The organism is Sphaerotilus natans, from assembly GCF_900156335.1.
Taxonomy (GTDB): Bacteria; Pseudomonadota; Gammaproteobacteria; order Burkholderiales; family Burkholderiaceae_C; genus Sphaerotilus; species Sphaerotilus natans.
This window is the reverse complement of record NZ_FTMZ01000002.1, coordinates 45,308-67,551: the sequence shown is the minus strand read 5'-3', so window position 1 is coordinate 67,551 and position 22,244 is coordinate 45,308. Positions and strand designations below refer to the sequence as shown.

Genomic DNA, 22,244 nt, shown 5'->3' with positions numbered 1-22,244 from the left:
TCACTTCGGCCACAGCGCCCACAGGCGCAGCGGCTGCTTGGTGCGGCCGGCGCGGTCCTCGGCGCCGTCGCCCCAGCCCCAGAAGTAGTCGGCCCGCACCGCGCCGATGATGGCGCTGCCGGTGTCCTGCGCGACCACCAGGCGCTGCAGCGGGCGCGGCGCGGGCGGCGTGGCGCTCCAGGGCTGCGGCTCGGTGCTGGCCAGCCAGACCGGGGTGCCGTAGGGAATGCTGTCCTTGTCGACCGCGATCGAGCGGCCTGGCGTCAGCGGCACGCCCTGCGCGCCGACCGCACCGATCGACGGATCGGGCAGCGGCTCCTCGCGGAAGAAGACGTAGCGGGTGTTGACCGCCAGCATTTCCTTGACGCGCTGCGGGTTCTGGCGCGCCCACTGGCGGATCGCCGGCCAGCTGGCCTGCTCCAGCGTGAAGGCGCCTTGCTCGACCAGCCAGCGGCCGACCGATTGGTAGGGCTGGTCGTTGTGCCCGGCGAAGGCCAGGCGGGTGATGCTGCGCTGTCCGTCCGGGGCGGTGAAGGCCAGCCGGCCCGAGCCCTGGATCTGCACCAGCAGCAGGTCCATCGGATCGGCCAGCCAGGCGATCTCGCGGCCCTTGAGCGCGGCCTGCGCGGCCGGCAGGCTGTCGATCTCGCCGCGGGTGTACCAGGGCTTGCGGCTGGCCAGATCGACCGGCACCGCATGGATCGGCACGGTGTGGCGGGCGGTGCGGGTGCGGCTGGCCTCGAGCAGCGGCTCGAAGTAGCCGGTCAGCAGGCCGTCGGTCTTGCCCTCGGTGCTCTCGATCCGCCAGGGCTGCAGGCGCTGCTGCAGCAGCTGGCGCACCTGTGCCTCGGAAGGCGTCGGGCCCAGGCGGCGAACCTCGCGGCAGGTGGCATTCCAGGCCGAGGCGACCGCAAACGGGCTCAGGCCGACGGTGCCGGTGGCCACCGCGGCGGCGGCCAGGCCGCGCCCGCTGGTGTTGCCGCCGTTGGCGGCGGTCAGGGCCTTGTCGCAGCTGCGGGTCAGCGCCGGCCAGGCCAGCGTCAGCGTGTCCTGCTCCCAGCCGGGCAGGTCGCGCCATTCGGCCTTGACCCAGCGCCCGCGCGGGGTGGTGCGCACCTCGGCATCGCTGGCCAGCGGCGGCGGCGTCTGCACCGAGGGCGGAATCTCCAGCGGCGGCACGCTGTCGGTCGGGCGCGGCGGGGTGCTGCAGCCGGCCAGCGTGCCTAGAATCAGCGCGGCGGCCAGGGGCAGCCCGCTGCGGGGCCGGAGCGCCGCGCGGCACAGGCCGACGGAACGGGATCGGAAGAACGAGGGCGAGGACGACATGACGCTGCTGATTCTCGAAGCACTGGGGGCCGGGCTGCTGCTGGTGGGCATCGTCTGGTGGACGATGTTCTCGGGCCGCCGTGGCGGCGAGCGCCGCCGCGACGAGCCGCCGTCAAAGGACTGAGGCCTGAGCCCGCCCGCCCGGCAGCGCGCCGCGACTGTAGCGCGATCGCCCGGTCCGGGGCGGCCGGAAATGCGCCGGGCTCAGTGGTCTGACACGCGTCCGGCCGCTGCCTGCTCGACCTGCGCGGTCGGCCACAGGAAGCTGGCCGGCGCCTGGCGCAGCCGGCGGCGCAGCGCTGCATGGATGCGGCTGCGGTCACGCACCTTCAGCCCGCGCGAGCGCAGCGCCAGCCGGAAGGCCAGCAGGAAGCTCACCAGCACGTTGAGCATGCCGGTCAGCGGGATCGCGGCCATGCACCACCAGAAGCCCGGCTCGTGCAGCACCTGCACGCCCAGCGTGCCCAGCGCCGCGGCGATCTGCCCGGCCGACAGCGTCACATGGCGCACCTCGACCGGCAGGCCGAAGAAGGCCGCCAGCACTGGCACGATGCCCAGCATCAGCCCGAGCGAGACATTCGCGGCGAGGCCGGAAATGTTCTCGCGCCACCAGCGCGACCAGCGCTGCGCCCGCTCCGGGCCCAGCCGGCGCACGAAGCCGGGGTTCCAGGCGATCGCGCTGTCGATGCGGTGAAAGACGAAGGCGTTCTCCACCCAGCCGGCGATCAGGCTGGAGGCGAACAGCAGCACGCCGGTGAAGGCGGCGAAGCCCAGCGTCGGCCCCAGCAGCGTCAGGTTGTGCAGCGCGTAGTGCGCGGTCTTGTCGGCGATCAGCGGCGCGTCCTGCACCAGCCAGGCCAGCGCCTGCAGCAGCAGCACCACCGGCATGACCGTCATCACGTTGCCGATGATGCCGGCGATCTGGCTGCGCAGCAGGTGCGCGACCTCGTCGACGAAGTCCTCGATCGCCGCGTCGCTGTCGCCGACATGCTCGAGCCGCGCAGCCATCGCCGGCGCGGTCATCGCCGGCTGCTTGGTCGCCACCGTCCAGTGCAGCAGCTGCACCATCACGAAGCTGACCGCGTAGTTCATGCCGGCCCAGAAGCCGCCCCAGAAGGCCGACAGCCCGAGCGCGCCGATGGCGAACTTCATCAGCGTGGTGCCGGCGATCACCAGGCCGCCGCCGCAGGCCCGGCTCAGCATGTCGCGCCATTCGGCGCGGTTGCGGGTGATGTAGTGCTCGCCGGTGGCGGCGCTGCGCTCGGCCACCTTGCGCGCCAGCATCGAGTAGTGGTGCGAGAACAGCCGGCCCAGGCTGCGCCGGCCCTGCACGCCCCGAGCGAGCTGCGCCAGCAGCCACTGCCAGTCGCGCGCTGGCGCCGGCGAGGCCAGGCAGCCCAGCAGCGCCTCGATGCGGTCGATGCGCTCGTGGACCTGCTCGACCTGGAAGACGATGTCGACCGAGACGCCGTGCTCCTCGAGGTGCTCGCGCACGCTGTCGATCGCGCGCCGGCAGGTCGACAGCAGCGCGCGCAGGTAGCGGATCTGCTGCAGCTGCGCGCCGCCGTCGCCGGCCGCCTCGGCCTCGGCGAGCTGCGCGGCGCTCTGCGCGAGCTGGAAGAAGGGTCGGTCGGCCAGCAGCGCCGGGTCGAGCCGCGGCCGGATCGCCGCCGACAGCGCCACCGCGCGGATCTGGCTGGCGAGCATCTGCACCGAATCGATGAGCGCGCCGCGCCAGTGCCGTGTCTGCGGCTCGTCGAGCAGCAGCGCGCCCAGGCGCTGCAGCGTGGCCTCGTCGATCGCCTCGAGCCAGGCGGCGTCGCCGACGTCATGCAGCACCATCTGGAAGAGCTGGCCGAGGTCGCCGGTGTCGGGCGTGGCCGGCAGCAGCCGCGTGCGCAGCCGCTCCGAGAATTCGCTGCTGAAGCCCGAGCGCGGCGAGAAGCCGAAGTCGGCCAGCAGCGTGGTGGCGTCCAGCGTGCCGAAGATCGACTGCAGCAGCGTGCGCACCCGGCGCGCATGCTCGGGATGCGCCTCGAGCACGTCGAGCAGCAGCCGCAGGCGGTGCAGCGGCGCCGGGGCGCTGTCCTGGCGGCCGAGCGGCCGGCGCAGCCATTCGGCCAGACGGATCAGCCACAGATGCCGCTCCGGCCGGGGCGCGCGGGCGTCGGCCGTGTCCAGCAGCGCGCTCAGATCGCCGTCGCCGGTCGACGGGCTCGGGCGGCGCCAGCCGCGCAGGGTCTGCAGCAGGCCCTTCAATGCAGCGCGTGAGCCTGCGACAGCTCGAATTCAGGAATCTCGGCCTCGAAGGGGCGGGCTTCGTCGGTCATGCAGAAATAGGTGCCGCGCATGCGCCCGCGCGGCGTGGCCAGCCGGGTCCAGCTGGTGTATTCGAAGCGCTCGCCGGGCTGCAGCATCGGCTGGTGGCCGACGACACCCAGGCCGCGGACCTGCTCGACATGGCCGGCGCCATCGACGATGACCCAGTGCCGGCCGATCAGCTGGCCGGCGACATCGCCGGTGTTGACCACCGTGACGGTGTACGAGAACGCATAGACGCCCTGGGCGGCATCGGACTGCTCGGCCAGATACGCGGGCGTGACGGTGCAGGTGAACTGGGGCTTGGGCATGCGGGGCATCATAGACGCCATGGGAATATCCCCATGTTCCAGGATTTCCTGGCCCCAACCGACCTTCGACCGTGAAAGGAATCGCGATGTCCACCGAACTGACCCTGAAGATTGCCGGCATGAGCTGCGGCGGCTGCGTGCGCAGCGTCAGCGGCGTGCTGTCGGCGCTGCCCGGCGTCGAGCATGCCGAGGTCTCGCTCGAGCGCGGCGAGGCGACGGTGCGCTTCGACGCCGCGCAGGTCTCGCCGCAGCAGCTGCTGGCCGCGATCGACGACGCCGGCTTCGAGGCGGCGTTGCCGGCCTGACGCTGTCGCCGAACGCTGCGGCGTCGCGCGGGGAGTTGCCGGGCATGATAGAAAACCGCATGCCCAGCCCCACCCAGAATCCGCATTTCGAGATCAACGGCTACCGCGCGCGCGCGCAGATCGGCTGCGCGCCCGACGAGCATGGCGTCACCCAGGAGACGATCGTCGACCTGCGGGTGAACCTGTTCTTCGATCCGGCCCTGTATCTCGACCGCTACGAGATGCCCTACGACTACCTGCAGGCGCTCGACGCGATCACCACGACGGTCGCCGAGGGCCATCACATCCTGCAGGAGTCGATGGCGCTGAAGATCGCGCGCCGGGTGCTCGAGAGCGAGCATGTCGAGAGCGTGGACGTGCGCATCCGCAAGACCGAGCGCTACGAGGGCGTCGAGAGCATCGGCTTCTTCACCCATGTCGACCGCGACCTGCTGATGAAGGTCGACGCGGTGGCGCGGGCCCGCGCCCAGGCCGGCGCATGAGCGCGCCGCAGCGGCTGGCCATCGTCACCGGCGGCCACGCGCGGGTCGGCGAGGTGATCTCGCGCACGCTGGCCGCGCGGGGCTGGACGGTGCTGGTGCATGCGCGCCAGGGCGCCGCCCGTGCCGAGGCGCTGGCGCACGCGCTGCACGGCGCGGCCTCGCCCGGCATCTGGGTGGCCGATCTGGCCGAGCCGGAGGCGGCGCTGGCTTCCTTCGAGGCGCTGCTGGCGCGGCTGCGCGAGACCCTGGGCGAGGGCGCCGAGATCGCGCTGGTGCACAACGCCAGCGCCTTCGAGAACGACGACCGCCGCAGCGTGACCGGCGCGCGCTGGCATCTCCACCACGCGGTCCACTACGAGACGCCGGTGCGGATGATGCTGGCGCTGGCGCAGGCCTTCCCGCGCGGGCAGGCGGTGCTGCTGCTGGACCAGAACGTCGAGAACCTGCACGAGCAGTTCCTGAGCTACTGCCTGTCCAAGGGCGCGATGCATGCGGCGATGAAGCGCCTGGCGCTGGCGCTGGCGCCGTTCCGGGTCAATGCGGTCGCGCCGGGGCCGACGCTGCCGCTGCCCGAGGCCGACCAGGCCGCCTTCGCCGCCGCCGCGCAGGCCACGCCGCTGCAGGGCGCGGTCGATCCGGCCGAGGTGGCCGATGCGGTGGCCTGGCTGCTCGACGCCCGCCGGGTGACCGCGCAGACGATCTTCGTCGATGCCGGCCAGCATCTGCGCCAGTGGAAGGAGCCGGCCGCCTGAACGCCGCCGCCTCGGGATATTCCTGAAACCGCTCTGTTACCGGCCCCTAGAATTCCGGGCCATGAGCTCCACCCCCACCTACCGCATCGCCCCGTCCATCCTGTCGGCCGACTTCGCCCGCCTGGGCGAGGAAGTGAAGAACGTGCTGGCCGCCGGCGCCGACTGGATCCATTTCGACGTGATGGACAACCATTACGTCCCCAACCTGACCTTCGGCCCGATGGTCTGCCAGGCGCTGAAGAAGCACGCCGTCAAGCCCGACGGCACCCCGGCCCCGATTGACGTGCACCTGATGGTGCAGCCGGTCGACGCGCTGGCCCAGGCCTTTGCCAAGGCCGGCGCCGACATCGTCACCTTTCACCCGGACGCCTCGACGCACGTCGACCGCACGCTGCAGCTCATCCAGGCCGAGGGCTGCCAGGCCGGTCTGGTCTTCAACCCGCACATGCCGGTCGACGTGCTGGAGTGGGTGATCGACAAGGTCGACGTGGTGCTGCTGATGAGCGTGAACCCCGGCTTCGGCGGCCAGAGCTTCATCGACAGCACGCTGCGCAAGGCCGAGAAGGTGCGCCGCATCATCGACGCCTCCGGCCGCGACATCCGTCTGGAGATCGACGGCGGCGTCAAGACCGACAACATCCGCCGCATCGCCGACGCGGGCGCCGACACCTTCGTGGCCGGCAGCGCGATCTTCAACGCGCCCGACTACCAGGCCGTCATCGACGCGATGCGCGCCGAGCTGGCGCGCTGAACGGGCGTCTCGTTCAGAGCCGGCCCGGACGACGGCGCCGGCTGATGAAGGCCAGCGCGAGCAGGCCGCCCGCCGCCAGCGCGACCTGCTCGAGCAGCGAGGCATCGACCCGGTCGGTCTGCACGAACAGCGGGCCGAGGACCGGCAGGTCGATCGCGCCATTCATCGCGGCGGCGGTGCTGGCCACCAGCGTCGAGCCGATCAGCAGACCCGCCAGCCGCCACGGGTGGCGCTGGCGTGCGGGCGGTGCGGCACCCGGCTTGTGCGTGGTCTTGTCCATATGGGGAACCTCTCTGTGTTGTGTCGATGCCGTCCGGTGACGATCCGGCTTGGTGTCCACTGTAGAAACCCCAGGTCCGCGAGGCGATCCCTCATCTGAATGCCGAAGGCTCGCCCGCCGAGCCTGGCGTCCACAGTTGGCGGGGCTGTTGCGCGGTGCTTATCGGCAGATGCCGACGAAAGTCACAGTCCATGCGCCCCACCGCCTTCTGGCCGACACAATGGAACGATTCGGTTTCGATTCGGGCCCATGCGGGGCCGTCGTCGCCGGATGGCGACGCCCGCCCGCCGGTGCTGGCGCCGCTGCGCGTGCTCGACCTGTCGCGGCTGCTGCCCGGGCCGATGGCCTGCCGGCATCTGGCCGATCTGGGCGCGCAGGTGCTGAAGGTCGAGCCGCCGCTGCCCGGCCGGCCGGGCCTGCCGGGCGACGACGCGGCCTTCATGGGCGCCGGCGACGACGGCGTCTCGCACTTCTACCGGGTGGTCAACCACGGCAAGCGCCGGCTGACGCTCGACCTGAAGGATCCCGCCCAGCTCGATCACTTGCGCGCGCTGGTGGCCGAGGCGCACGCGGTGGTCGAGGGCTTTCGCCCCGGCGTGATGGAGCGGCTCGGCCTGGGCTACGAGGCGCTGCGGGCGATCAATCCGGCCATCGTGCTGACCCGCATCAGCGGCTACGGGCAGCAAGGGCCGCTGCGGCTGGCGGCCGGTCACGACCTGAACTACCTGGCGCTGGCCGGCGTGGTCGACCAGACCCGCACGCCGGATGATGGCCGCCCGGTCTTCAGCCACCTGCAGATCGCCGACCAGCTCGGCGGCGCGCAGACCGCGGCGATCGGCACGCTGGCGGCGGTGCTGGGGGCGCAGTGGAGCGGCCAGGGCCGCGAGGTCGACGTGTCGATGACCGACGCGGTGCGCCAGCACCAGGTCATTCTCGGCTGCGAGGCGCTGGCCGAGGGCGGCGCGCCGCAGGCCGGGGCCTCGCTGCTCAATGGCGGCGTGGCCTGCTACAACCTCTACCGCTGCGCCGACGGCGGCTGGCTGGCGGTGGGCGCGCTGGAGCTGAAGTTCTGGCAGGGCGTGTGCGACGTGATCGGCCGCCCCGACTGGCGCGAGCGCCACTGGAGCCGCGGCGAGGCGCCCGGCAGCACCGCGGCCCGGGCGCTGATCGACGCGCTGGCGGGCGTGATCGCTGGCGCGCCGCTGGCCGCCTGGGCCGAGCGCTTCGCCGGCCAGGACTGCTGCGTCACGCCGGTGCTCGACGCGCACGCGGCGCTGTTTGGCACCGCGCCGCTGTCGCGCGACGCGGCGATGCAGCGGCTGACGGCGCCCGCGCTGACCCTGCGTTGAGGGGTTTCAGTCCCGGCGCGTGAAACGGCACAGGCGCCGCATTCCCCCCCACCCCGTCATCCTCGCGAATGCGAGGACCCACGCCCGCCCCGTGCGGCCATCTTCATGCGTGGGTGCCCGCCTTCGCGGGCATGACGGGGGCGGCGCGGTGTTCGCGCAGGCGCTGTGTCAAGTCAGCGCGACGCGACGCCGCATCTCGAAGCGGTGCGTGGGCTGCTGCCGCACTGTGAAAAATGGCGCACTTTTGCGGGCTCCGGCCGGCGCAGGTGGCCCCCTCGTTCAGCGGCTATGGTCTGCTTCCAGCCTGAACAAGAAAAAGCGATTCACGCTTCAGGGGTGCAGACTTGGCCATCTTTCCACAGGGATACCAGAACATCGCGGCACGTTGCCGCAACACCGAGGACGGCGGCGCCGAGCGGCGCGTGCTGCGCCAGCTCCAGCGCTGTCTGGAGGACGACTACCTCGTCTGGCACAACGTGCCGGTGGGCAACAAGGGCCGCCTGCCCGACTTCGTGGTGCTGCATCCGGGCCGCGGCCTGCTGGTGCTGGAGGTCAAGGGCTGGCGGGCCGGTGCGCTGCACCAGGTCTCGCGCCACGATGTCGAGCTGAACCTGGCGAACGGGCAGGGCCGGGTGAGCAGGATCCACCCCGGCCTGCAGGCGCGCGGCTACGCGATCGAGCTGGTCAACCAGATGCAGCGCGACCCCGGCCTGTGCCAGACCGAAGGGCGCCACAAGGGCAATCTGGTCGTGCCCTGGGGCAGCGGCGTGGTGTTCGCCAACATCGAGCGCCAGCGCGTCACCGATCCGCACTGGGACGAGTTCTTCCCGCCGGCCACCACGCTGACCCGCGAGGATCTGGCCGAGGAGCTGGATCCGGCCGTCTTCCAGGCGCGGCTGTGGGGCATGTTCACGGTGGAGTTCCGCCTGAAGACGGCGTTGACCTTGCCGCAGCGCGACCGCATCCGCTGGCACCTCTTCCCCGAGATCCGGCTGCAGACGCAGGCCTCGCTGCTGGACGAGGACGGCGACGGCGCGGGCGAGCCTGGCGCCGCGGCGGCGCCGTCGCCGAGCGACGCGCTGATGCTGGTGATGGACCTGCAGCAGGAGCAGCTCGCACGCTCGATGGGCGAGGGGCACCGGGTCATCCACGGCGTGGCGGGGTCGGGCAAGACGATGATCCTCGTCTACCGCGCCCAGCAGTTGGCGGCTGCGGCGCGGCCGGACTGGCCGATCCTGGTGCTTTGCTACAACCGGCCGCTGGCGGCGCGCATCGACGCGCTGATGCGCCAGCGGGGGCTGGACGAGCGGGTGCAGGTGCGCACCTTCCACGGCTGGTGCTACGACATGGCCGACACCTACCAGCTCGGCATCCCGAAGAAGGGCTTCCGGCCGGACTACGACGCGCTGGCCGACCGGGTGGTCGCGGCGGTGGCGCATGGCCGCATCCCGCGGGCGCAGTACGCGGCGCTGATGATCGACGAGGCGCACGATTTCGAGGATGCGTGGCTGCGGCTGGCGCCCCAGTTGGTCGATCCGGCGACGAACTCGCTGCTGGTGCTGTATGACGACGCGCAGTCGATCTACCGCCAGCCGCGCCGCAAGTTCAGCTTCGCCAGCGTCGGCATCGAGGCGCGCGGGCGCACCAGCGTGCTGAAGGTGAACTACCGCAACACCGCCGAGGTGCTGAAGCTCGCCACCGCGACCGCCGGCCAGTTGCTGCGCGGCGGCGAGCCGGACGGGGTGGGCGAGGGCGACAGCGACATCGTCCAGCAGAGCCCGCTCGGCGCCGGCCGCAGCGGCCCCGCGCCGGAACTGCTGCGCGGGCGCACGCCGCGCGAGGAAGCCGAACTGGTCGCCGACCGCCTCGTCGATGCGCTGACGGACGGCGTGTCACCGGCCGACGTCGGCATCCTGGCGCGCCGGCATGACCTGCTCGACCCGGTGGAAAAGGCGCTGCACCAGCGCGGCGTCCGCACCCAGCGCCTGCAGCGCGCGGGGACGTGGGAGCCGGACAGCGTCAAGCTCACCACGCTGCACGCCTCCAAGGGGCTGGAGTTCCACACCGTCGCCATCGTCGGATTGCAGGCGGTGCCGGACGCGCACCACAGCGAGGAGGAGGAATGGCGCCTGCTGTATGTGGCGATGACGCGGGCGACGTATCGGCTGGTGTTGGGGGCGTGTGGGGAGTCGGGGGCGGTGGAGAGGGTTGTGGCTGGGGTGGGGGAGCGGGCTGTCAGGGCGGCGTATTCGCCAGTCGCTGCTCAAGCCTGAGTGCCAGCCGGGGCAGATGCCCGCTGGCGACGTCCCATACCAGCCGGTCGTTCACCGACGCATAGCCGTGGATCAGGATGTTGCGCAGACCGACCGCCTGCGCCAGTTCGGGGAAGGTTCCTGCCGTTTCCGGATCGAGCTTTCGCAACTGGTTGAGCGCTTCGCCGACGATTTCGAGCTGTCGCTCCACGGCGGATCGCAGCATGGCATCGCCGCCGTAGTCGTCGAATGACCGCCCCTGCACGAACTGCATGGCCAGCCGCGCCGCCTTCAGCGCATCCCACAGATAGGTTGCCGCTTCAGGCGCCATAGACCGCGACCCGTTCGGCGTTGATGCGCTGGCGCAGATAGGGATTGACCAGCGAGGCGTCGGTCAGCAGATCGACCGGGCGATCGAACAGCCGCTCCAGCCCTTGCTTCAGGCCGAAGAAGGCGTCGGCGTAGCCGCCCGGCGGCTGGTCTTCGGGCAGGTCCACGACAAAGTCCAGATCGCTGGTCTCCGGTGAGAAGTCCGGCCGGGTGGCCGATCCGAAGAGTTCCAACCGCCGCGCACGGTGCTGGCGGCACAGCGCGGCGATGTCGTCGCGGCGGTCGAGGATGAAGCGGGGGACGGCCATGTGGGGATTGAAGGGCGATCGGGCGTGGGCGTCAAGCGTGCCCCGATTGATCACCACACCCCTGCAGACTCTGGAAAGCCGTGGTCTGTTTGACGGGTGAGCTTACGACCCGACAACACGTCACGCGTCGATGTTCCCTGCCCTCAGCGCATTCGTCTCGATGAAGTCGCGGCGCGGCTCGACCTCGTCGCCCATCAGCATCGTGAAGACCTTGTCGGCCTCGATGGCGTCCTCGATCTGCACGCGCAGCAGGCGGCGGACCGTCGGGTCCATCGTCGTTTCCCAGAGCTGCTCGGGGTTCATCTCGCCCAGGCCCTTGTAGCGCTGGCGGCCGACCGAGCTCTCGGCCTGCTGCAGCAGCCAGGCCATTGCGGCGCGGAAGTCGGCGACGCGGATCTCCTTCTGGCGCTCGCCCTCGCCGCGGCGTGCGACCGCCTCAGGGGTCAGCAGGCCCTTGAAGGTGCGGCCGGCCTCGCTCAGCGCCTCGTAGTCGGCGCCGTGCACGAAGTCGGCGCTGATGACGCTGCTCTTGACGTTGCCGTGGTGGCGGCGGCTGATGCGCAGGTAGGGCTTGTCGCTGCGCGGGTCGATCTCGGCGCTGACCTCGGCGTCGTGCAGCGCGGCCTTCAGCGCCTCGGCGCTGGCGGCGGCGGCGCCGGCGTCGTCCAGGTTCAGCGTCAGGCCGTCGCTGATGGCGCGCAGCGCCTCGACGTCCATCCAGTTCGACAGCCGATCGATGACGTTGGCCGCCTTCATGTACTGGCCGGCGAGCTGGTCCAGCGCCTCGCCGCGGATGGCCTCGCGGCCCGCGCCCGGCTCGACCACCGCGCCGTCCAGCGCCACCCGCACCAGATAGTCGTCCAGCGCGGAGGCGTCCTTCAGGTACTGCTCCTGCTTGCCGTGCTTGACCTTGTAGAGCGGCGGCTGCGCGATGTAGATGTGGCCGCGCTCGACCAGATCGGGCATCTGGCGGTAGAAGAAGGTCAGCAGCAGCGTGCGGATGTGGGCGCCGTCCACGTCCGCGTCGGTCATGATGATGATGCGGTGGTAGCGCAGCTTGTCCGGGTTGAAGTCATCGGTGCCCATGCCCTGGCCGATGCCGGTGCCCAGGGCGGTGATGAGCGTGATGATCTCGTTGCTGGACAGCAGCTTCTCGTAGCGCGCGCGCTCGACGTTCAGGATCTTGCCGCGCAGAGGCAGGATCGCCTGGAACTTGCGGTCACGCCCCTGCTTGGCCGAGCCGCCGGCGGAGTCGCCCTCGACGATGTAGATCTCGCACAGCGATGGATCCTTTTCCTGGCAGTCGGCCAGCTTGCCCGGCAGGCCTAGGCCGTCGAGCACGCCCTTGCGGCGCGTCATCTCGCGCGCCTTGCGCGCGGCGTCGCGGGCGCGCGCGGCGTCGACGATCTTGCCGCAGATGGTCTTGGCGTCGGTCGGGTTCTCCAGCAGCCAGTCGGTCAGCAGGCGGCTGACGATGTCCTCCACCGGCGCGCGCACTTCCGACGACACCAGCTTGTCCTTCGTCTGCGAGCTGAACTTCGGCTCCGGCACCTTCACCGAGACGACGCAGGCCAGACCTTCGCGCATGTCCTCGCCGCTGATCTCGACCTTCGCCTTCTTGGCGATGTCGTTGTCCTCGATGTACTTGTTGATGACGCGCGTCATCGCCGCGCGCAGACCGGTCAGGTGGGTGCCGCCGTCGCGCTGCGGGATGTTGTTGGTGAAGCACAGCACGTTCTCGGAGAACGCGTCGTTCCACTGCATCGCGACCTCGACGCCGATGGTCGTGCCCTGGTCGCTGGGCTTCTCGCCGAGCGCGTGGAAGATGTTCGGGTGCAGCGTGCGCTTGCCCTTGTTGACGAACTCCACGAAGCCCTTGACGCCGCCGGCGTAGGCGAAGTTGTCCTCCTTGCCGCCGTTGCGCTCGTCGACCAGGCGGATCTTCACGCCGTTGTTCAGGAACGAGAGCTCGCGCAGGCGCTTGGCCAGGATGTCGTAGTGGAACTCGTTGTTCTGCTGGAAGATCTCGGTGTCGGGCAGGAAGTGCACCTCGGTGCCGCGCTTGTCGGTCTCGCCGGTCACGCGCATCGGGCTGGTCTCGACGCCGTCGCGCCGCTCGATCACGCGGTCCTGCGGCACGCCCTTGCGGAACTCGATCTGGTGCACGCGGCCGTCGCGGCGTACCGTCAGGCGCAGCCACTTCGACAGGCCGTTGACGCACGACACGCCCACGCCGTGCAGGCCGCCCGACACCTTGTACGAGTTCTGGTTGAACTTGCCCCCGGCGTGCAGCTCGGTCAGCGCGATCTCGGCGGCCGAGCGCTTGGGCTCGTGCTTGTCGTCCATCTTCACGCCGGTCGGGATGCCGCGGCCGTTGTCGATGACCGAGATCGAGTTGTCGGTGTGGATGGTGACGACGATGTCGTCGCAGTGGCCGGCCAGGGCCTCGTCGATCGAGTTGTCGACGACCTCGAAGACCAGGTGGTGCAGGCCGGTGCCGTCGGACGTGTCGCCGATGTACATGCCCGGGCGCTTGCGCACCGCTTCCAGCCCTTCCAGGATCTGGATGCTGCCCTCGCCGTAGGCGGCGGAGGCGTCCGCGGTGGCCGGGATCGGAGTGGGGGAGGGCGGGTTCAGGTCGCTCATGTCGCTCTTGCAGAAAGGCCGGAGCGGGCCGCAGCCCGCTCGGGTGATGGGTTCACGCCATGCCGGTCGGTCTGACATTGTCGCCGACCCGGTCACCGGACCACGCGGGTCCGGTCCGATCCGCTCAGATGCGCATCGGCATGACCACGTACTTGAAGCCGCTGTCGTCCGGACGGGTGAACAGCGCCGAGCTGCCGGCGTCCTGCAGCGACAGCCTGACCATCTCCTGCTCCATGTTGGACAGCACGTCCATCAGGTAGGTGACGTTGAAGCCGATCTCGATGGTCGGGCCGTCGTAGTCGATCTCCAGCTCTTCCTTGGCCTCTTCCTGCTCGGCGTTGCTGGAGGCGATCTTCAGCAGGCCGGTCTCGAAGTTCAGGCGCACGCCCTTGAACTTCTCGCTGGTCAGGATGGCCGCGCGCTGCAGGCTGGTCAGCAGCGCGGCGCGGCCCAGCGTGACGTGGTTGCGGTGGTTCTTCGGGATGACGCGGTTGTAGTCGGGGAACTTGCCCTCGACCAGCTTGGTGACGAACTCCATGCCGCCGAAGACGAAGCGCGCCTGGTTGGTGGCGAAGCCCATCTCGATCGGCGCGCCCTCGTCGTCCTTGGCCGCCTTGCCGCTGTCCTTGAGCAGGCGCTGCAGCTCCAGCACCGTCTTGCGCGGCAGGATGACCTCCTGCTTGGGGATCTCGACGTCGAGCGTGGCCTGGGCCAGGGCCAGGCGGTGGCCGTCGGTGGCCACCAGCGTCAGCGTCTTGCCCTCGGCGACGAAGAGAATGCCGTTGAGGTAGTAGCGGATGTCATGCACCGCCATCGCGAAGTGCACCTGGTCGATCAGGTGCTTGAGCGTCTTCTGCGGCACGCTGAAGGTCGGGCCGAAGTCGGCCGCCTCCTGCACCAGCGGGAAGTCGTCGGCGGGCAGCGTCTGCAGCGTGAAGCGGCTCTTGCCGCCCTGCAGCGTCAGCTTGTTCTGCGCCGCGCTCAGCGTGACGATCTGGTCGCCGGGCAGCGTGCGCAGGATGTCGATCAGCTTGCGCGCGCCCACCGTGATGCTGAAGTCGCCGGCGTCGCCGCCCATCTCGGCGCGGGTGCGCACCTGGATTTCCAGGTCGCTGGTGGTGAACTCGCATTCCGGCCCCTGCTTGCGCAGCATCACGTTGGCCAGGATCGGCAGCGTGTGGCGGCGCTCGACGATGCCGGAGACCGCCTGCAGGGCGGCGAGGAGTTTGTCCTGCGGTGCTTTCAAGACGATCATGAGGTGGGTCTCTGCGGTGGGGGGTTCCGTCCTGTGACCCGCTCAGCCCTTCAGGGTCTGCTCGAGCACATGCAGCTGCTGGTTCAGTTCGGTGTTCTTGTGGCGCTCCTCGGCGATCTTGCGCACCGCGTAGAGCACCGTCGTGTGATCGCGCCCGCCGAAGAGCTCGCCGATCTCGGGCAGGCTCTTCTGCGTCATCTCCTTGGCCAGGTACATCGCGATCTGGCGCGGCCGCGCGATGCTGGCCGGGCGCTTCTTGCTGTACATGTCGGCGATCTTGACCTTGTAGAAGTCGCCGACCGTCTTCTGGATGTTCTCGACCGAGATCTGGCGGTTCTGGATCGACAGCAGATCCTTGAGCGCCTCGCGCGTCAGCGCGATGTTGATGACCTTGTGGCTGAAGCGCGAGTAGGCGACGACCTTGCGCAGCGCGCCTTCGAGCTCGCGCACGTTGGCGCGCACGTTCTTGGCGATGAAGAAGGCGACTTCCTCGGGCATGGCGCAGCCCTCGGCCTCGGCCTTCTTCATCAGGATGGCCACGCGCATCTCCAGCTCCGGCGGCTCGATGGCCACCGTGAGCCCGGAGTCGAAGCGGCTGGTCAGGCGCTCGTCGATGTCCACCAGCCCCTTGGGGTAGGTGTCGCTGGTCATGACGATGTGCGCGCGCTTGGACACCAGCGCCTCGAAGGCGTTGAAGAACTCCTCCTGCGTGCGGTCCTTGCCGGCGAAGAACTGCACGTCGTCGATCAGCAGCAGGTCGAGCGAGTGGTACTTGGCCTTGAGCTCGTCGAAGGTCTTGCGCTGGTAGTTGCGCACCACGTCGGAGATGAACTGCTCGGCATGGAGGTAGAGCACGCGCGCGTCCTGTTTCTCCTTGAGCATCGCGTTGCCGACCGCGTGGATCAGGTGCGTCTTGCCCAGGCCGACGCCGCCGTACAGGAACAGCGGGTTGTACATGCCGCCGGGTGAGCCGACGACATGCAGCGCGGCGGTGCGCGCCATCTGGTTGGCGCGGCCCGGCACCAGGGTGTCGAAGGTCAGCAGCGGGTTGATGCGCCCGCGGGTGCTGGTCGGCGCCGAGGGCGGCGGCACGGTCGGGATGACGAGGGCGGGTGCGGCCAGGCCGGACGCCCCCGGCGCCGGTGCAGGCGGCACCTGCCGGGCGACGATCGGCGCGGGCGCGGCGGCCCGGGCGGGCGATGCGCTGGACGATCCGGTGGGCGCCGGCACCGGAGCGGGCGAGGGCGAGTCCTCCGCACCGGCGCGGCGTCGGCGCGAGGCCACCGCCGCCGAGGCCTTGGCCAGCGCCGCAGACGCGGAGATCGCGCCCAGCACGTCGGTCGGGCGCGCCGAGGCGTTGACCGGCGCCGCACTGGCGGTCGCCGCGCCCGCAGCCGGGCTCGCGACGACCGCCGGTGCGGCGACCGGCTTCGCAGTGACTTCGATCGGGCGCGTCGGCTCGACCGCCGGCTCGCTGGCCCTGTCGGGCCGCGGTGCGGGTGGCGTGGCGTCCAGCCGGCCGGAAATGAAGGAGGCTGCCGCCGCCGCATCCGCCGCCAGCCGGGCCAGAGCGGGCGACTCGGCCAGCGGCGAGAGGTCGGCGGCCAGCACCAGCGGCGTGGCCGGCTCGGCCACTTTTCGCGCGCCTGCGCGCGTGCGAGCACGCGCACCTGAGGCGGCCGGCGTGGCCGCGCCCCGTGCGCCTCCTGCCGGTGGCAGGTCGAGCATCGACATCTGCACCGGATCATGGCCCGGCGTCTCGGCCGGGGCCGGGTCGGCCCGCTCCGGCGGTCCGGCGGGCAGCGGCGGGCTCGCAGGCGCAGGCACCGTGGCAGACGCAGGGGCCGCCTCGCGCGCGCCCGCGATGTGCAGTTCGAGCCGGACCGGCATGCCGGCGATCTCGCTCAGGGTGCGCTCGATGCGCTCGCCGAACTGCGAGCGCAGCCAGTCGCGCTTGAACCGGTTGGGAGCGCACAGGTCGACGCGCACCGCCGCGCCGTCCACGGTCACGTCGGCCGGGGGAAGCGGGCGGATCCACGTGTTGAACTGCTGTTGCGGCAGCTCGGCGGCGAGGCGTTCAAGGCCTCTATCCCACAGGTCCGTTTGCATGTGCTGAAAATTGTGGACAACTTCGAGCGAAGGGGCGCGATTGTATCGACATCGAAGCGGCCCGGGTGAGGTTATCCACAGATTCGCCGACAGGGTCAATCCCCCCTGGCGAGTCGACGATCCGGGTTCAGCATTGACTCTTCGGCAAGTCACGTGCTGTAATCGAGGGTTTCCCGAATCAGGGCGCCTTCGGGGTGCTCACACGTCAAGGCAAGAGGATTCATCATGAAGCGCACCTACCAACCGTCGAAGACCCGCCGTGCCCGCACCCATGGCTTCCTGGTCCGCATGAAGACCCGTGGCGGCCGTGCCGTGCTGAATGCACGCCGCGCCAAGGGCCGCAAGCGTCTGGCCGTCTGATTTCCGGGACTTCAGGTCCTTCCCGGGCGTGAGCGGACCCTCAGAGTCGCGTCGGTTCGACCGGCTCAGCGGCCCCTCCCGCTTCGAGGCCGTGATGGCAGTGCGGCCCTGTGCGCGCACTGCCCGTTTCATGGTCCACCACCTCCCCCTTCCGCTGCTCATGCCCGCGCCGATCGCCTCAGTCGATCCGGCGGCCGCTGGCGTGGCTTTGCCTGTGGACAACTCTGACGGATGCACCACCGCCCCGGCTGTGGATAACTCTGTGGAAAAGTCTGTGGATGAATCTGTGGAAAAGGTTGTGGAAAACCTGTTGGTTCCTGGTCAGTCGGCTTCGCTCCGGCTGGGTCTGGTCGTGCCGAAACGGCATGCCCGGCGCGCGGTGACCCGCACGCTCGTCAAGAACCAGCTCCGCGACGCGATGCGACGCCATCTTGCGCACCTCGCCCCTGGCGACTGGGTGCTGCGCCTGCGCGCCCCGATCGACCGTGCGCGTTTCCCGAGCGCCCGCTCCGAAGCGCTGGCCGCCGAACTGCGCGCCGAGATCGATCGCCTGCTGGCCGATGCGATGCGTCGCACGGCCCGGCATTGCGCCGCACCTTCGTCCTGATCCGGACGTCCGTGACCGTGCTGCCGGCGTCCGACCCCGATTCTTCGTTGCGGACCCGGCTGCGCCGGTGGCCGTCAGCCGCGCTGATCGGGCTGATCCGCGCCTACCGCCTGCTGCTGAGCCCCTGGCTGGGCTCATCCTGCCGCTTCGAGCCGACCTGCTCGGCCTACGGACTTGTTGCCTTGGAACGTCACGGTGCCCGGCGAGGCGGCGCGTTGACGCTCTGGCGCATCGCTCGCTGCCATCCGTGGTGCCAGGGCGGGCATGATCCGGTCCCTGACCGGTCGCCGCCGTCGCGGCGGCTGTTCACCTCTCTTCTGGAGCGCTCCGACGCGCAGGCGCAGCAGGATGACGATCCTGCCGCAGCCCTGCCCGACCGGGCGCGTTCGCTCGCCAATCGAAAGACCTCTGTATGACCGACACGCGGCGTGCCCTGCTCTGGGGCATCTTTTCCGTCTCGCTCGTGATGCTGTGGGACGGCTGGAACAAGCACAACGGCCAGCCGTCGATGTTCGCTCCGCCGGTCGCCGCCTCGGCGGCCGCTGCCGGCAGTGCGCCGGGCGTGCCTGCTGCGCCGGCCCAGCCGGCTGGCGTGGCGCCGCTGCCCGGCCTGGCCGCTGGCGGCGAGCCCTCGCGCACCATCGACATCAGCACCGATCTGGTCCGCGCCAGCATCGACACCCGCGGTGCCAGTCTGGTCGGCCTGACGCTGCCGCGCTACCGCGACGAGCATGACACCAGCAAGCCGGTGGTGCTGTTCGACCGCTCGGCCCAGCGGGTCTACCAGGCCGATTCCGGTCTGATCCCGCAGCTGGCCGGTCAGGCCGCGCTGCCCAACCACACCACGCCGATGACGCTGGTGCCGGGCCCGCTCAAGCTGGCCGACGGCCAGAACGAGCTGGCGGTCAGCTTCGAGTCGGCCGAGCAGGGCGGCGTGAAGCTGCGCAAGACCTATGTCTTCAAGCGCGGCGACTATGCGGTGCGGGTGCGCCATGAGGTGGTCAACACCTCGGCCGCGCCGGTGGCCGCGCAGCTCTACCTGCAGCTGGCGCGCGACGGCACGGTGCCGTCGACCTCGATCTTCATGGGGCCGGCCGCGTTCACCGGCCCAGCCGTCTACACCGATGCGGCGAAGTTCCAGAAGGTCGAGTTCGACAAGATCGAGTCGGGCAAGGCCGCGCACGAGAAGTCGGCCGACAATGGCTGGATCGCGATGGTCCAGCATCACTTCGTCGGCGCCTGGGTCTTCAATGACAAGATCGCGCGCAGCTTCCAGACCAAGCGCGAGGGCACCAACCTCTACTCGGTGGCGATGACGCTGCCGGTCGACGCGATCGCGCCGGGCGCGACGAAGACCGTCGAGACGACGCTCTACGCCGGTCCGCAGGAAGAGAAGAAGCTCGAGGCGCTGGCGCCGGGGCTGGAGCTGGTCAAGGACTATGGCTGGGTCACGATGCTGGCCAAGCCGCTGTTCTGGCTGCTCGACAAGCTGCACGGCCTGATCGGCAACTGGGGCTGGTCGATCGTGGCGCTGGTGGTGCTGCTGAAGATCGCCTTCTACTGGCTCAATGCCAGCGCCTATCGCTCGATGGGCAAGATGAAGGCGGTCAACCCGAAGATCATGGAGATCCGCGAGCGCCACAAGGCCGACCCGCAGAAGATGCAGCAGGAAATGATGCGCATCTACCGCGAGGAGAAGGTCAATCCGCTGGGCGGCTGCCTGCCGATCTTCATCCAGATGCCGTTCTTCATCGCGCTGTACTCGGTGCTGCTGGCCTCGGTCGAGATGCGCGGCGCGCCGTGGATCGGCTGGATCACCGACCTGAGCGTGCAGGACCCGTACTACATCCTGCCGGCGCTGATGACTGCGACCACGCTGTTCCAGACCTGGCTGAACCCGACGCCGCCGGATCCGGTCCAGGCCAAGATGATGTGGATCATGCCGCTGCTGTTCAGCGTGATGTTCATCTTCTTCCCCGCCGGTCTGGTGCTGTACTGGTTCGTCAACAACCTGCTGTCGATCGCGCAGCAGTGGATGATCAACCGTCAGCTTGGACTGAATCGCTGAGCTTGGCTCGGATGCGGCAAGGGTCGTGAAGGGGGCGCGCCGCGCCTCTTTTGCGGCCTTTGTTGCTTTGTGCAATTCGGACGCGACAAGTGGCACGGCCTTTGCCGCCGGTTGCAATGGCTGCCTTGAGTCTGTCATGGACACCCCGCATCATTCGTTCTGCGGGGCGTGACCCCGGGATTGTGGTGGCAGGCTTGCAAGCCAGCAGAAGACGGGCCGGGAGGCTCGCCCCCACAGGCCCGGCTCCGGGGGTCGATGGCGATGAGCCGGCTCCCCTCCGCGCGAACACCCTGACGCCCTGTCGGCCCGACCGCCGACAGGGCGTTTCTCATGGTGCGGACCGGCCGTGCGGCGTCGGCGAGAATGCGCGCCATGCTTGCTCGACATCAGGATCCGATCGTGGCGGTCGCCACCGCTCCCGGCCGCGGCGCCGTGGGCATCGTGCGTGTTTCCGGCCGAGGTCTGGCGCCGCTGGCCCGGCGCCTGACCGGCCGCGATCTGGTCCCGCGCGTGGCCACCTACGGCCCCTTTCTCGACGCCGAGGACCGGCCGATCGATCAGGGCCTGGCGCTCTATTTCCCCGCACCGCACAGCTACACCGGCGAGGACGTGCTGGAGCTGCAGGCCCACGGCGGTCCGGTGGTGCTGCAGCTGCTGATGGCGCGCTGCCTGCAGGCGGCGGCCGAGGGCGAACTGCTGCCGCGGCTGCGGCCGGCCGAGCCGGGCGAGTTCACCGAGCGCGCCTTCCTGAACGACAAGCTCGACCTGGCGCAGGCCGAGGCGGTGGCCGACCTGATCGACGCCAGCACCGAGGCGGCGGCGCGCAGCGCGGCGCGCTCGCTCTCGGGCGACTTCTCCCGGCGCATCGAGGCGCTGCGCGACGGCCTGGTCGAGCTGCGCATGCTGGTCGAGGCGACGCTGGACTTCCCCGAGGAGGAGATCGACTTCCTCGAGAAGGCCGACGCGCGCGGGCGGCTGGCGCGGCTGGCCGAGCGGCTCGACGCGGTGCTCGACACCGCGCGCCAGGGCGCGCTGCTGCGCGAGGGCCTGACGGTGGTGATCGCTGGCCAGCCCAATGCGGGCAAGAGCTCGCTGCTGAACGCGCTGGCGGGTGCCGAGCTGGCCATCGTCACGCCGATCGCGGGGACGACCCGCGACAAGGTCAGCGAGACGCTGCAGATCGAGGGCGTGCCGGTGCATGTGATCGACACCGCGGGCCTGCGCTCCGACGCCGAGGCGGCCGACGAGGTCGAGCGCATCGGCATCGCGCGCAGCTGGGAGGCGATCGCCGGCGCCGATGCGGTGCTGATGCTGCACGACCTGACGCGCGCGCTTGACCCGGACTACGCCGCGGCCGATCGTGCCATCGAGGCGCGGCTGCCCGACCGCTCGCGCCGCGTGCATGTCTTCAACAAGACGGATCGGGTCGACGCCGAGCACCGGGCGGCGGTGCTGGCCGGCGTGCCGGAGGGCGAGCGGACGCTCACCTTGTCGGCCAAGACCCGCGACGGACTGGAGGCGCTGCGCCGCCTGCTGCTGGAGCTGGCGGGCTGGCATGCCTCGCCCGACGGCGTGTTCATCGCGCGCGAGCGCCATCTGACGGCGCTGCGCCGCGCCCGCGAGCATCTCGAGCTGGCCGCGGGCTGGGCCGCGCGCCGCGACGAGGCGCTGGACCTGTTCGCCGAGGAGCTGCGCCTGTCGCACGACGCGCTGGGCGAGATCACCGGCGCCTTCTCGGCCGACGACCTGCTGGGCGTGATCTTTTCGCGTTTCTGCATCGGCAAGTAGGGCCGGCCGCGAGGGTTGCGTGATCATGGCTTGCCGGTTTGTGGCGTGACATGTTTCACGAATCGCCGGAAGTGTTATTTTCGTAAACCTTTTGTGCCGCCCGCCGGAGCATCATGCCGGCCCGGGTGGCCGGATATGCTCCTGCCCTGCGGAAAGTGCGAGAGGTGAACGGCAATGGGAATGGATGAACTGATCGAGGCGGTGCAGTCCCTGCGGGCTGACGACGCCTTTCGCGCTCGCTTCAACCTGCCGCAATGGCGCAACTTTGCCGCCTACCTGACGCCCTACCAGCTGCGCGCCGGCGATCTGCTGATCAAGCAGGGCGAGTGCGACCGGGCCGCCTATTTCGTGGGTCAGGGCAGTCTGCAGGTCTATGTCCAGGGCGCAGCGCCCGGTGCCTTCCGGGTCGCCCTGATGCGGCCCGGCGCGCTGGTCGGCGAGACCGGCCTGTTCAGCGACCAGCCGCATTCGGCCAGCGTCGAGGCGATGACGCCGACCATCGTCTGGGCCCTGCACCTGCCGCGCTACGAGGAACTGGCCGCCCGGGCGCCGACGATCGCCAACGAGGTGCTGCGCGCCGCCGGTGCGGTCATGGTGGCGCGGCTGCGCGCCAATCTGGCGCAGCGGGTCGCGGTCGCCTGAGCCG

Annotated in this window: 22 protein-coding genes and 1 pseudogene; 13 read left to right on the top strand and 10 right to left on the bottom strand. The window is 70.2% G+C overall.

Annotated features, from left to right (window positions below; genetic code table 11):
- On the bottom strand, positions 1 to 1,326 hold the full coding sequence (mltA, locus tag BW996_RS02035) for a murein transglycosylase A (protein ID WP_175619082.1): 1,326 nt from the start codon (positions 1,324 to 1,326) through the stop codon (positions 1 to 3).
- On the opposite strand from mltA, the gene BW996_RS22375 reads away from it, so the two are divergent.
- Positions 1,325 to 1,450 (top strand): hypothetical protein, encoded by a 126-nt coding sequence (locus BW996_RS22375; RefSeq protein WP_259373311.1) that lies wholly within the window; start codon positions 1,325 to 1,327, stop codon positions 1,448 to 1,450. The two genes, mltA and BW996_RS22375, sit on opposite strands and share 2 nt — an antisense overlap.
- An 80-nt stretch (positions 1,451 to 1,530) precedes the next feature.
- On the opposite strand, the gene tlpB is transcribed toward BW996_RS22375, so the two are convergent.
- Both tlpB and apaG read right to left on the bottom strand, forming a co-directional pair.
- Entirely contained in the window at positions 1,531 to 3,585 is a 2,055-nt protein-coding gene (gene tlpB / locus BW996_RS02030) for a transporter-like protein TlpB (RefSeq protein ID WP_310732042.1), read from the bottom strand.
- Complete coding sequence (gene apaG / locus BW996_RS02025; protein WP_037482551.1) at positions 3,582 to 3,956, bottom strand: Co2+/Mg2+ efflux facilitator ApaG/CorD; 375 nt, start codon at positions 3,954 to 3,956, stop codon at positions 3,582 to 3,584. Before apaG ends, tlpB begins: the two co-directional genes overlap by 4 nt.
- An 86-nt stretch (positions 3,957 to 4,042) precedes the next feature.
- On the opposite strand from apaG, the gene BW996_RS02020 reads away from it, so the two are divergent.
- The 4 genes from BW996_RS02020 (at position 4,043) to rpe (ending at position 6,246) form a co-directional block, all read left to right on the top strand.
- The gene (locus BW996_RS02020; protein WP_037482493.1) at positions 4,043 to 4,261 is read left to right on the top strand and encodes a heavy-metal-associated domain-containing protein; all 219 of its coding nucleotides are present in this window, start codon (positions 4,043 to 4,045) and stop codon (positions 4,259 to 4,261) included.
- A gap of 59 nt (positions 4,262 to 4,320) precedes the next feature.
- Positions 4,321 to 4,743, top strand: coding sequence for a dihydroneopterin aldolase (locus BW996_RS02015; RefSeq protein ID WP_037482495.1), 423 nt, complete (start codon positions 4,321 to 4,323; stop codon positions 4,741 to 4,743).
- Positions 4,740 to 5,495: an SDR family oxidoreductase gene (locus BW996_RS02010; RefSeq protein WP_037482497.1), complete on the top strand. Its 756-nt coding sequence runs from the start codon at positions 4,740 to 4,742 to the stop codon at positions 5,493 to 5,495. Before BW996_RS02015 ends, BW996_RS02010 begins: the two co-directional genes overlap by 4 nt.
- Positions 5,496 to 5,556: 61 nt before the next feature.
- Positions 5,557 to 6,246 (top strand): ribulose-phosphate 3-epimerase, encoded by a 690-nt coding sequence (gene rpe / locus BW996_RS02005; RefSeq protein WP_037482498.1) that lies wholly within the window; start codon positions 5,557 to 5,559, stop codon positions 6,244 to 6,246.
- Between the two features lie 13 nt (positions 6,247 to 6,259).
- Here rpe and BW996_RS02000 read toward each other — a convergent pair whose 3' ends face one another.
- On the bottom strand, positions 6,260 to 6,526 hold the full coding sequence (locus tag BW996_RS02000) for a hypothetical protein (RefSeq protein WP_037482501.1): 267 nt from the start codon (positions 6,524 to 6,526) through the stop codon (positions 6,260 to 6,262).
- Positions 6,527 to 6,717: 191 nt separating this feature from the next.
- On the opposite strand from BW996_RS02000, the gene BW996_RS01995 reads away from it, so the two are divergent.
- Positions 6,718 to 7,875 carry a CaiB/BaiF CoA transferase family protein gene (locus BW996_RS01995; RefSeq protein WP_081838138.1) on the top strand — a complete coding sequence of 386 codons (1,158 nt, stop codon included), beginning with the start codon at positions 6,718 to 6,720 and terminating at the stop codon, positions 7,873 to 7,875.
- A gap of 344 nt (positions 7,876 to 8,219) precedes the next feature.
- Positions 8,220 to 10,148 (top strand): DEAD/DEAH box helicase, encoded by a 1,929-nt coding sequence (locus BW996_RS01990; protein WP_051631982.1) that lies wholly within the window; start codon positions 8,220 to 8,222, stop codon positions 10,146 to 10,148.
- On the opposite strand, the gene BW996_RS01985 is transcribed toward BW996_RS01990, so the two are convergent.
- From BW996_RS01985 to BW996_RS21985, 6 genes and pseudogenes are all read right to left on the bottom strand, one after another.
- Positions 10,111 to 10,458, bottom strand: a complete 348-nt coding sequence (locus tag BW996_RS01985; protein ID WP_037482504.1) for a HepT-like ribonuclease domain-containing protein — start codon at positions 10,456 to 10,458, stop codon at positions 10,111 to 10,113. The two genes, BW996_RS01990 and BW996_RS01985, sit on opposite strands and share 38 nt — an antisense overlap.
- Positions 10,448 to 10,765, bottom strand: a complete 318-nt coding sequence (locus tag BW996_RS01980; protein WP_037482506.1) for a nucleotidyltransferase family protein — start codon at positions 10,763 to 10,765, stop codon at positions 10,448 to 10,450. The genes BW996_RS01985 and BW996_RS01980 overlap by 11 nt, the downstream gene beginning before the upstream one ends.
- Positions 10,766 to 10,885: 120 nt before the next feature.
- Entirely contained in the window at positions 10,886 to 13,411 is a 2,526-nt protein-coding gene (gene gyrB / locus BW996_RS01975; protein ID WP_051631983.1) for a DNA topoisomerase (ATP-hydrolyzing) subunit B, read from the bottom strand.
- Between the two features lie 124 nt (positions 13,412 to 13,535).
- Entirely contained in the window at positions 13,536 to 14,666 is a 1,131-nt protein-coding gene (dnaN, locus tag BW996_RS01970; protein ID WP_037482509.1) for a DNA polymerase III subunit beta, read from the bottom strand.
- A 42-nt stretch (positions 14,667 to 14,708) separates the two neighbouring features.
- Positions 14,709 to 16,112, bottom strand: a complete 1,404-nt coding sequence (gene dnaA / locus BW996_RS21885) for a chromosomal replication initiator protein DnaA (RefSeq protein WP_241461984.1) — start codon at positions 16,110 to 16,112, stop codon at positions 14,709 to 14,711.
- A gap of 468 nt (positions 16,113 to 16,580) precedes the next feature.
- Positions 16,581 to 16,775 (bottom strand): annotated as a pseudogene (locus BW996_RS21985) (DnaA N-terminal domain-containing protein); the annotation flags it as partial.
- 225 nt (positions 16,776 to 17,000) lie between these two features.
- Here BW996_RS21985 and rpmH point away from each other — a divergent pair.
- The 6 genes from rpmH to BW996_RS01935 all read left to right on the top strand — a co-directional run bounded on the left by rpmH (position 17,001) and on the right by BW996_RS01935 (position 22,240).
- Positions 17,001 to 17,135: a 50S ribosomal protein L34 gene (rpmH, locus tag BW996_RS01960; protein ID WP_037482511.1), complete on the top strand. Its 135-nt coding sequence runs from the start codon at positions 17,001 to 17,003 to the stop codon at positions 17,133 to 17,135.
- Between the two features lie 160 nt (positions 17,136 to 17,295).
- A complete protein-coding gene (locus BW996_RS01955) occupies positions 17,296 to 17,742 on the top strand; it encodes a ribonuclease P protein component (RefSeq protein ID WP_375131666.1) in 447 nt (148 codons plus the stop codon).
- A gap of 59 nt (positions 17,743 to 17,801) precedes the next feature.
- The gene (yidD, locus tag BW996_RS01950) at positions 17,802 to 18,158 is read left to right on the top strand and encodes a membrane protein insertion efficiency factor YidD (RefSeq protein ID WP_076458598.1); all 357 of its coding nucleotides are present in this window, start codon (positions 17,802 to 17,804) and stop codon (positions 18,156 to 18,158) included.
- Entirely contained in the window at positions 18,155 to 19,810 is a 1,656-nt protein-coding gene (gene yidC / locus BW996_RS01945) for a membrane protein insertase YidC (protein WP_037482514.1), read from the top strand. Before yidD ends, yidC begins: the two co-directional genes overlap by 4 nt.
- A 372-nt stretch (positions 19,811 to 20,182) precedes the next feature.
- On the top strand, positions 20,183 to 21,598 hold the full coding sequence (mnmE, locus tag BW996_RS01940; protein ID WP_037482567.1) for a tRNA uridine-5-carboxymethylaminomethyl(34) synthesis GTPase MnmE: 1,416 nt from the start codon (positions 20,183 to 20,185) through the stop codon (positions 21,596 to 21,598).
- A 180-nt stretch (positions 21,599 to 21,778) separates the two neighbouring features.
- Entirely contained in the window at positions 21,779 to 22,240 is a 462-nt protein-coding gene (locus BW996_RS01935; protein WP_241461982.1) for a cyclic nucleotide-binding domain-containing protein, read from the top strand.
- Positions 22,241 to 22,244 lie beyond the last annotated feature (4 nt).